Below are 3,181 nucleotides of genomic sequence, written 5' to 3' on the forward strand. Positions count from 1 at the left end.
GAGTGCGTTGGGCGGCAATTTTTCGGGATAGGCCCGCGAGAAATTTTCCAGCGCCGCGTGAATGATGTTGCCGCGCTCGGCGGCGGCGACATCGGCGTCGATCGGATCGAGCGGTTGCAGGCGCAGCACTTTCTTCGCATAGATCGCGTAAGGGTCGCGGATCAGCGTTTCGATTTCGGTGACGGAAAATTTCTCCGGGCGCTTCATCAACGGCGGCTTCGGGCGCGGCTTCTCGCTGGCGGCGACGCGGTCCGGCGTATCGAGCGCTTGCGCCCAACCGGTCCATCCCGGTGCCGCCAGCGCATCGGCGCGGCCGATGCCGGCCAACAGGCTTTGCAGCCGCAACAGCCAGCGCGAGGCGACCGTCGGCGCGCCTTCGACCTTCAGCGCGCGCGTCAGCACCACTTCGGCGGCGCTGGCGCCTTCGGCGAAATCATGCGCGGCAAGGCCGATGCGGCGTTCCGGCGGTTCGAGGCCCAGAGCCGCGCGCATCGGGCGGTTGAGCCAGGGGTCAATATTCGCTTCCGCCGGCCAGGTGCCTTCGTTGAGGCTGCCGAGCAGGATGCGGTCGGCGTGCTGGAGGCGCGCTTCGAGCGGCCCCCAGATGAAGAGACGCGGATGGCGGCCGAAGCGCGGACGCAGGACACGCGTCGAAGCAAGCTCGGCAAAGGCGCGCGCATAGGTGTCGATGTCGGCATGGCCGAGGGTCGATGCCGCTTCGAGGAGATCGGCGACGAAGGTGGAGGCCGCCTCGCCTTCTTCCTTTGTCCAGAGTTCGGAGCCGGTCTCGTTCCGCGCCAGCGCTTCGGCGGCGGCGACATGGGCGCGCGCCATGTCGTCGAATGCGGCGCCCGACAGGCGCAAATCGACGAGCGGCTTCAGCGCGGCTTCGATCCGGTCGAGCAGACTGTCGAGGCCGGCGAAATCCCTGAGCGACCGATCGCGCGCCTCATGGTCTTCCCTCGCCTCCTTCAGAGCCGCGCGCAGGCCGGCAAGACCCGGCGCGGGACGCGGCCCGCGCAACACGAGACGTTCGAGGCGGCGCGTTTCGTCGCGCAGCCGGGCCGGGTTTCCGCCGAGCGCCGCGAAGGGATGTTTCAGCACGGCCAGCAATCCGAGCGGCGCGAAATCGTCGGCGACCGTTTCGGCGACAAGGCGCAGATAGACCATGGGCGGCGTGGCGGCGAGCGGCACGCCGCCCGAATCGTCGATCTCGATATCCCAGCGGCGGAGTTCCATCGCGACGCGGCGGGCAAGCGCGCGATCCGGTGTGATCAGCGCCGCCGTCTTTCCCGGTGTTTCGAGCGTGTCGCGCATCAGGAGCGCGATGGCGCCGGCCTCGTCGCGCTGCGTCGGCGCCTCGATCAGAGAGAAGCCTTCGAGTGCGGCGTCAGCCTCCTGCTTCAGCGCATCGAGACGCGAACGCCAGAGCGAGGTCGTGTCGGCAGGACGCAGCGCTTCCGACAAAAGCCTGATGCGGGCGCGACGCGCTGCGACCGGCTCGACGCCGGGCCAGAGCGCGACGTCGTCGCGGTCGACGCGGAGATGCGTCAGCAGCTGTTTCAGCCCATATTGCGGATGGGACTGCGTGCCGGGGCCACCGATCGCGTTCCAGCTTTCCTTGTCGAGTTCGGTATCGAGGCCGGGCAGCACGACGGCGCCGGCGGGGAGCCGCGCGACGACGGAAAGAAGGTCGGCGGTGGCCGGGATCGAGCCCGTGGAGCCTGCCGCGATGACGGGCTTTGACGGCGGAACCTGCGTCCAGGCGGCGGCTTGCGTTTCGAGCAGCGCGTTGCGGCGGGCGGCGCCTTCCATGAAGCCGAGGCCTGCGAGTTCTTCCGGCCAGCGCTCCGTCAGCAGTTTCAGAAACTCGATGGTGATCTGCCAGTATTCGGCGAATTCATCCGGCACCAGCGAGGCCAGCGACTTCAACTCGACACGTTCGGTCAGCGCCATGTCGAGAAAGCGGCCGAGATCAGCGGCAAGCGCCAGCGCACGGGTGAGATCGGAACCTTCTTCCGTCTCGTCGAGGTCGAGGATCAGCCGGGCGAGGCGAAACTGACGCTGGAGCGGGGAGATTTCGGGCGGCAGGGAAAGCGCCTGCAAAGGTTGCGAGGCAACGTCGAGCGTCAGTTCGTCCTCGTCAACATCCCCGAGAGGACGGATCGCGGGCAACAGCAGCGCCCCGCCGCCGCCCGCCCGCAGAAACGCATCGCCCAGCGCGCGCACGGCGCGGCGCGTCGGCAGCAGGATCGTGACGTCGGCAAGCTCGACGTCCCGGCCGAAGCGGCCGCCCAATGAAGGATCGGCGATCAGCGTCCGCGCCAGCGCGTCCAGAAAGGGCGTGCCGGACGGAATGGTGAAAAGACGCGGCGAATCGTGGGCCATAGGCCAGTCTACCCCCGCTGTCCGGCCGGATTGAAACCCCGCCTAGAGATCGCGCATGAAGGCTTCGGCGGAGGCGAGATCCTCGGGCGAGCCGACATGCATCCAGATACCGGACATGCGCTGGCCGAAAAGCGTGTCCTTTTCCATCAGCCGATCCCAGATGAGATTGGTCGTGAAGGGCCCGTCGGGACCGTCGGCAAAGAGCTGCGGCTTGATGATCTGCACCCCGGCGAACATGTAAGGCACCGTTTCGGCGGGTCCACGCCGTGTAAGGCGGCCGAGCGGGTCCATGTGAAAATCGCCGCGGCCGACATAGCCGATAGTGCGGGCGGCATCGGCGATCATCAGCAGCGCATCCATGCGGGTCTCGTCGAAGCCCTCGATGAGGCGCGTCAGGTTCGCGCCCCAGCCCTCGACCCAGACGCTGTCCGAGTTGAAGGTGACGATGGGCTCCTCGCCCAGGAGATGCAGCGCCTGTTTCGCGCCGCCGCCCGTATCGAGCAGGCGCTCGCGCTCATCCGAAATGACGATGCGGGGAAAATTCCGCTTCGCGAGATGGGCTTCGAGCTTGTCGGCGAAGTGATGGACATTGACGATCACTTCCTCGATGCCGGCGTCTTCGAGCCGGTCGAGAACATGGTCGATCAGCGGCGATCCCATGAAGGGGACGAGCGGCTTCGGCATCGTGTCGGTCAAGGGCCGCATGCGTGTGCCCTTGCCGGCCGCCATCACCATCGCACGTTTGATCGAGGCCAAGATTCACGCTCCGGGAGCAACGAGACGATCGGCGGGG

General features: G+C 67.3%; 2 protein-coding genes. Both read right to left on the reverse strand.

The window, feature by feature from the left end; translation table 11 throughout:
• A partial coding sequence (gene addB, locus VMR03_RS01215) for a double-strand break repair protein AddB (protein WP_325401466.1) occupies nucleotides 1-2,388 on the reverse strand: 2,388 nt, incomplete at its 3' end.
• A 42-nt stretch (nucleotides 2,389-2,430) separates the two neighbouring features.
• Nucleotides 2,431-3,144, reverse strand: coding sequence for a nucleotidyltransferase family protein (locus VMR03_RS01220; RefSeq protein WP_414693139.1), 714 nt, complete (start codon nucleotides 3,142-3,144; stop codon nucleotides 2,431-2,433).
• Nucleotides 3,145-3,181 lie beyond the last annotated feature (37 nt).

It is taken from the genome of Parvibaculum sp. (genome assembly GCF_035511255.1).
GTDB lineage: Bacteria > Pseudomonadota > Alphaproteobacteria > Parvibaculales > Parvibaculaceae > Parvibaculum.